The sequence below is a fragment of the Pseudacidovorax sp. DMC4 genome (assembly GCF_056314265.1).
This window is the reverse complement of the sequence record NZ_JBQUYR010000025.1, coordinates 23597-30242: the sequence shown is the minus strand read 5'-3', so window position 1 is coordinate 30242 and position 6646 is coordinate 23597. Positions and strand designations below refer to the sequence as shown.

The following is a 6646-nucleotide window of genomic DNA, read 5'->3' as shown; positions in this document are numbered from 1 at the left end:
GACAAGGGCTACGACGCCAGGGAGTTCGTCAAGGAGTGCCTGGACATGGGGGTGACGCCGCATGTGGCACAGAACACTTCGGGCAGGCGCTCTGCGGTATCCGATGTCATTGCAGGTAGTCCGGGTTATGCGATCTCCCAGCAAAAGCGCAAGCTCATCGAACAGGGCTTCGGCTGGGCCAAGACGGTGGGGCGCATGCGCCAGGTGGCGGTGCGAGGCCTTGAGCGGGTGGACCAGATGTTCGTGCTGACGATGAGCGCCTACAACCTCACGCGCATGCGAACGCTGGGGCAGGTGCGCGCGCAGCGCGTGTAGGTCGGTGAAAACGGGCCGCGCAGTGCGTGTGGGCGGCCAAAAGGCTTGATGCAGATACCGCAGAACCTGCCATGCGAAAAGCGACCCTCTGCCGTCTCATTCGACAGAGGGTCGGACGCCGCAAGCGGATGAGTATTTCAGCAGCCTGCTAGGCCGGCGAGCCTTTCGCGAATCAAGCTGATGGCGATTTCTTCGTTCGCAGCTGCTGCGAATGCAGTGACGTACGCACCTATTGCCGCGGGTGCCAAGTCAGCGTTCGTGCCGCGGTCCACTTTCATGGTCGCCCCGAAGAAACCCATCCTTGATTTGCTCGGTTTGGATTTAAAAACACCGAACATCAATTTTCCTGACGGGAAGTAAGGTTGGAATGCAAGGTGACGAACGACCGCTGTTGGCCGGTTGCGGTCACCGGCCCCGGAACCGCGAGCGGCGGCTATGCACCGTTTCCGGGTTTTCGACCACCGTTGTTGAAGTCACGCGGTTGAATCGCTGAGTGAGGGGACGGCCGCATACACGGTCAACCGGCATGGCGGGCAAGAAGCCCACTGCGTCCGTCGCCGTCCAGACCGGTGAAGGCCTCGATGTACGCCAAGCCCTCGATCGCGGCCGGCGGGTCGGAGTTTTCGATGACGATCACCTGCAATTTCTCCTCCAGCCTGGCGAGATGCTTGTAGAACTTCTCGGCGAGGCTTGTCGCCTTCAGCGCCTTCTCGTCATCCGACAGATCGCCATGCTTTGAGATCAGCGGCTCACGGTACGTCAGCAGCGGGGTGTCGAGCACCAGGAATCCGGGATGCGGCAGGCCCTTGTCAATGCAGTGCACGGCGAGGGCCACGTTGAAGGCCGCATGCAGCACGGCGCGGACACCCTTGCCGTTAGCGTCTCTGGACTTGCCGGCGACGGTGATGTCGTTGCCCTTTGCGTCGAACTGGATCTTGTCGGCATCCGGAAAGCCCCACTCGGTGAGGACCGCTTTGACGGTCTCGCTGAACTCGAAGAGCACCGTGGATTCAGGACCAACGCGAAGAGGGTCACGCTCGCTTTTTGTGGATGCCGAGTCGATCTCTGCCCGGAGATTCACTAATTTTTCTCGCCGTAAGTGCAGGTCGATCAGTTTGCCCAGATCTGCGCGCTGGGTGTTGTAGTGGTCGAAGCTGTTCCGCAGCGACGCTTCCGTGGGACGTAGGGCAAGGGCGCGCTGATCGAACTGTTTGATTTGGTCCTCGAGCAACGCGATGGAGGTCGCAAGCTCCAATGCCTCGGTGTGCAGCGAAGCGACGACGTGCGCCAGTTCGCGCTGCTCACGCTCAATCTTGCGTGCCTCGGCTGCCGCGGCCCTATGCGCCATGGAAATCTCTTCGGCAGCGTGCTGATGCTTCTGCGCGCCGGGCGGGGCGCCGCAAACCGGGCAATCACGGCCAGCCACTGCGGCCAGCAGGCTGCCGCCCTCCTCGATGGAATGCAGCCGGTCCAAATCGGAGCTGTAAACCGCCTGCAACTTGGCGAAGCGTTCCAGGGTGATGTCGAGTTCTGCAGCTCGCGCGGCGAGTTCCTGGCGGCGGTCAGCCGCGGCACGCCGCTCGGTCGCGTTGTCGTCAAGCATCGCCTGCACAGCGTGCAACTCGGCAGTGGTCACAGCGCCACTCGCTTCTAGTTCCGCGAGCTGAGCGCCCGCCTGCGCCCGGTCTGCCGGGCCGTCGCCGAGCTCCTTATCGAGCTGCGCCAGCATCTCGTCGACGAGCTCAAGTTTGGCCGCCTTGGCGGCAATCCGCGCGGGTTCGGTGGGGACAGTCACCGTAGCCGCGTCGTCCTGACCGGTGAGGAGCAGCTTGAAAACGTTTTGATCGAGGGTGCGCTCTGTATAACTGTTCGACACGTACACCGGGCTGCGCTTGGACATGATGTCCTCTTCCCCAACCACAGCGAATCTCGCCAGTACGCGGAAGGCGAGCTGTTCCTTCTCACCGCTAGCGTTGCGCACGATCCACCGGTCCTGCAGACCCAAAGTCTCGAGGATTCGAAAGGAGACAGAGTCGGTTGCGTTCGCACTGTGCTTCCCTGACAGAGCCTCGCCCTTGCCGGTCGGGTGCGAGGTAATGAGACCCGGGAAGAGCTTAAGTTTTCCACCGCTGGTCGCGCGATACAGGGTGAATTCGCCTTGATCGCCAAGGGTCAGGCCGAGCCAGCCTGCGTCGTAGGCCTTGATCTCGTCGATCTTTGGAAGCTTGGAAACGGCGCCGAGCATGAATAGCACCGCTTCCAATGCGAACGACTTGCCCGTGTTGGACGCGCCGTAGACGATGTTCAGGCCATCGGCAAATTGAAGCTTGGCAGGCTCAATGTTGGGGCCGGTGAAGGCCAGGTGGCGCAGCCGGATGCCGTTCATGCGCGTATTCCAGCAAACGTCTCTTCAACGCGGAAGTCGGCAGTCCACCGCCCGATTCGCTTCTCCATCTGTTCGCGCATCTCCCCGGCGGGATTGTTAGAGAAGCGCTCGGCTATCCACAGGGCGCGCTCCTTAAGCGCGAGGGAATAAGGCGCCTGCAGCAGGTCGAGGTAAATTGGGGCCTCGTCGCTCGCACCGAAGGTGATGCCGTCTTCAGTCTCACAGACGTCGACGAGGTGCAGCTGCTGCATTAGCCGAAGGCTCTTCTCTACGAGCGGACGTCTCACGACGAGCTCGGCCGCGCGGTTGGGCAGGTCCGGGTGCAGGCTGCTTGGGGCATCTGGGTCGTCCAGATCCCCGGTGTGCACGACGACGTGATCGAGCCAAGTCATCTCCAGCAGATCGCAACGCCGCGGATGAAAGGCCTCCAGCACGACCAGCGCGCGGATGCCCGTCTCCAGCGTGCTGTTGAACGGGTGCGTGCTGGGCGCCGGGCTGTCTACCGATCCCATGGCATGACCCCTTCGTTGGCAAGCAGGTGGCAGGTGCCCTGCTTGACCTGCGGCCCGGCATGCCGGCCTAGCACACCGGAAGCTTGTAGCAGGGCGGCCTGCTGCATGACTTTGTTCAGGCGGGCAAACTTGTTGGTGTGATCGGCCACGTGGACGTCGACGACGCCGTGGTGGATCTCGTCACGGAACGTCTGAACGAACTCCTCCGGGGTCGAGTCTCGGTAGAACCGGTCAAACGCCGTGGCGTCGAAGAAGCGCGTGCGCTGGATCTTGAGATGCGGCCCCACATCGGGGCAGGCCAGCGCGGCCTCGGGATCCGGGTAGGTGCCCGGCCCCCGCTCCTCGTACACCCTTATCAGTTGGCCGAGGTAGGCCGATTCGGCGGCTTGGATCGCGATGGGCACGACGCCCCTGGGGCTCTGGCCGGGATCGGCATCGAACCATTTGACCAGCGCCGGCATGCATGCCGGATCTTTGGCCAGCAGCCTGGCGTCCAGCCAGTGGACGTTGGCGAAATCGAACGCCCTGATCTTGGCCTGGATCTCCGGCGTCAGCTTCACGGTCGCTTTCTCCACCAGATCACCCGCGATGTACGTGTCCCAGCGATCCAGGAACTCCTGCTTTAGCCGGCCTGGGTGCGCGACGAACTCGCGGACCTTGCGCACGACGCCAAGGGGAGCCACGAAGGTGTAGGCCCGCGGCAGTTCGTAGGCGCCTGCCGCCGAGTGCATGAAGATCTTGCCCAGCTCTATGAATAGCGCCTTCTCGGACAATGGCTTGCTGAGCTGCTTACACTGGAAGTTGTCCCATGGCCCGTCCATCCGACGGTCGTTGACGTAGCCCGTGACGTCGCGGCCAAGGTCGCCCGTACCGCTCCACCGCTCGTGCGAGTGGTAATCCTTGCAACGCTGGTGCAACCAGTCGTCGACGAAGTCCTCGAGCTCCGCCGCGCTTAGCACGGAAATCAGTCCGGGGTAGTTCTTGTGCAATGGGACTCCTCCCAGGTCCGGTCTTAGATTGGTCTCGATCTATGGTGGGGAATGGTAGCGAAACTTGAAGCGGCCCTCGGCTTCAGTGCGAGGCCCGGGTCCTGCCGGAGGCGAGCGTTCGCGAATGTCGACTTTGAAGGCACTGACGACAAAGCGCACCGGCGGGTCGGTATGGTGAGGCCGGGTCGGTTGCAGGCAACCGACAGCCCGATCGTCCTGCGTTCAAGGGATGGGCCGCTCGCCGACCTGGATCTCGTGGTCAGACTTACTTGAGGGCGACGCTGCTGCTCGCGGCCTGTTTTGCCCTGAGCATCTGGTCGCCGATGCGCGGCGCCGATAGGAGCCGCTGCACATCGAATGTCGGATGACGAACGCAGCGGTCGCTTGGGCCGTCTGCCCTGAATGACTCTGACCAGTCTCAAGCGGACGCAGCCGAGGACTGTGCGCATGTCAGACCCTGGCCGGGAGGCGCCGACTGATATGGTTACCCCGGAGCCTCATACCGCTCAATGGCGTGAGGAGGCCAAGCCGGAGGTCCGAGCGGATAAGTGCGCGCGCCCCGCAACAAAGGCGGGTGATCAATCGTAAGCGGCCAGGGAAGTCATGTTGACGTCGGATGAGGGCGATAAGCAAGTCCGACCTGTGAGCGTCATCGCCTGAAACGCAGCGAGGCGGTCGTGCCACTTACGTCGGCGACCTCCTGTGCGCGTCAGAATTGCCACTATGGCTTCCACAATCATCGAACTGCGAGTCACGCCGCCATGGGAGCGGCCAGATGAACATGGTGTGCTGGCTCGGCTGACAATTCCCCACGCGTCCGGATCACTTGAGTCCAGCGTCTCAGCGCGCCGGTATCAAGCCATGGACTGGATGGAGCAAGACCCCTCAAAGGAATGGGAGGGGACGATGACATGCTCCGTCGAAACGGCTCGTGCTCAAGACCTCTTAAGCAAAGTGCGCTCGGTCAGTGTGGCACTCTCGGCGCACAGTGCGCTTGGCCTCCACGAGACGGCCTACCGCCTGACGATTCACTCAGGCGCGACATCCTGCGAGTTCTCGTGGTACGGCGGGGCGGCGCCAGAGTGGCATCTCCTGTCGGAGATTGCCGACGATGTTCGGTCGCTGGCAGAGACTGCGCTCAAGACGCCCCCGGCGTCCCGTCCCCTTCCAGCCTGATGCCGGAAATCGGTTTGCACGCACGGATTCTGTTCCTGGCCGAACCAGGTCCTCAGCTCTGGCCCCACCGGTGTGGCAATAGCGAGTCGATGTCACAGGCCCGCTGCGTCGGCAACCGCTGCAGGACGTCCTTCAGGTAGGCATACGGGTCACGCCCGTTAAGCTTGGCTGACTGGATCAAGCTCATGATGACCGCAGCTCGTTGCCCTGCGAGCAGCGTCCCCGCGAAGAGCCAGTTCTTGCGCCCCGTGGCCCAGGGTCTGATCTGCTGTTCGTCGAAATTGTTGTCGATGGGCAAGGCCGGATCGCCAAGGTAGCGTGTGAGCGCCGCCCAACGGTTCAGGCTGTAGTCCATGGCCTTGGCGGTCGCCGAGCCATCGGGCACCTTCGGCCGGTACTCCAGCAGCCACTTGTGCAGGGCCTGCGCAACCGGCGCCGCTCGCGTTCGTCGCTCTCGCAGCCGATCCCCGGCTGGCAGGTCCTTCACTTCCCGCTCAATGCCGTAGAGCTGCCCGATGAACTCGATGGCGGCGGGCCACGCGCATCAGCGCGAGCACGGATTGCGTCACAGCAAACGGATTGAGCCGTCGTCCTCGACACGCTGCCACGGCAGACCCAGCACCAGGGCCTGCAACTGCGGCTGCGTCAGCGACATGTGCTCCAACGAAAGGTCGCGAGGCCACACGAAGCGGCCTTGGTGCAGACGCCGCGCTGCCAGCCACACGCCGATGCCGTCATGCACGAGCACCTTCATGCGAGTGGCGCGCCGGTTGGCAAACAGGTAGGCATGGTGAGGCTTGGCGCCGCCAAAGACTTGCACGACGCGGGCCAAGGCGGTCTCGGTGCCGGCGCGCATGTCCAGTGGCGTCGTCGCAAGCCACACGGCGTCGATGCGGATCAACGCAGCAACTCGCGCATCCAGGCCGCACACGCATCGGCAGTGCTTGCCGGCCACGTCACAGCGATGGTGGTCGAGCCGCGGCGGACCTCAATGCGGATGGGCTCAGCGCTCGGCGCAGGCGGCGCGGGTGGCGCCGGCATCGGCAGCTCGATGAAGCCAACAGGCTTCTCGCTGACGGTCACTGCGTCGACAGGCGGCTGAGCCTGTTCATGGACCCATCGCCGCAGCAGGTTGGCGTTGATGCCGTGAGCCATCGCCACAGCGGCCATCGAGACGCCAGGCTGCTGCGAGGCTTGTAAGCAGCCAGGGAACACATGTTGATCTGAGGTTGCCCTGGTAGTGAACATCTGTCCGCTTAGAAGGAGGC

Annotated in this window: 6 protein-coding genes and 1 pseudogene; 1 reads left to right on the top strand and 6 read right to left on the bottom strand. The window is 63.2% G+C overall.

Annotation, left to right across the window (positions count from 1 at the left end):
* On the top strand, window positions 1-315 hold a 315-nt coding region (locus ACT54X_RS28355; RefSeq protein WP_476349954.1), incomplete at its 5' end, for a transposase.
* Between the two features lie 517 nt (window positions 316-832).
* Here the strand turns inward: ACT54X_RS28355 and ACT54X_RS28350 are convergent.
* The 6 genes and pseudogenes from ACT54X_RS28350 to ACT54X_RS28325 form a co-directional block, all read right to left on the bottom strand.
* Window positions 833-2701, bottom strand: a complete 1869-nt coding sequence (locus ACT54X_RS28350) for a hypothetical protein (RefSeq protein WP_476349953.1) — start codon at window positions 2699-2701, stop codon at window positions 833-835.
* On the bottom strand, window positions 2698-3213 hold the full coding sequence (locus ACT54X_RS28345; protein ID WP_476349951.1) for an ABC-three component system middle component 2: 516 nt from the start codon (window positions 3211-3213) through the stop codon (window positions 2698-2700). The genes ACT54X_RS28350 and ACT54X_RS28345 overlap by 4 nt, the downstream gene beginning before the upstream one ends.
* Entirely contained in the window at window positions 3201-4202 is a 1002-nt protein-coding gene (locus ACT54X_RS28340; RefSeq protein ID WP_476349949.1) for an ABC-three component system protein, read from the bottom strand. The genes ACT54X_RS28345 and ACT54X_RS28340 overlap by 13 nt, the downstream gene beginning before the upstream one ends.
* A 1228-nt stretch (window positions 4203-5430) precedes the next feature.
* Window positions 5431-5907 (bottom strand): annotated as a pseudogene (locus ACT54X_RS28335) (IS66 family transposase); the annotation flags it as partial.
* Window positions 5908-5943: 36 nt separating this feature from the next.
* Window positions 5944-6279: an IS66 family insertion sequence element accessory protein TnpB gene (gene tnpB, locus ACT54X_RS28330; RefSeq protein WP_476349947.1), complete on the bottom strand. Its 336-nt coding sequence runs from the start codon at window positions 6277-6279 to the stop codon at window positions 5944-5946.
* A complete protein-coding gene (locus ACT54X_RS28325; protein WP_476349945.1) occupies window positions 6276-6548 on the bottom strand; it encodes a hypothetical protein in 273 nt (90 codons plus the stop codon). Before ACT54X_RS28325 ends, tnpB begins: the two co-directional genes overlap by 4 nt.
* Window positions 6549-6646: the final 98 nt, after the last annotated feature.

Excerpts from the sequence above, each read along its gene's own strand:
- ACT54X_RS28350 (WP_476349953.1), bottom strand. The coding sequence starts at position 2,701 with ATGAACGGCATCCGGCTGCGCCACCTGGCCTTCACCGGCCCCAACATT.
- ACT54X_RS28345 (WP_476349951.1), bottom strand. The coding sequence starts at position 3,213 with ATGGGATCGGTAGACAGCCCGGCGCCCAGCACGCACCCGTTCAACAGC.
- ACT54X_RS28325 (WP_476349945.1), bottom strand. The coding sequence starts at position 6,548 with ATGGCCGCTGTGGCGATGGCTCACGGCATCAACGCCAACCTGCTGCGG.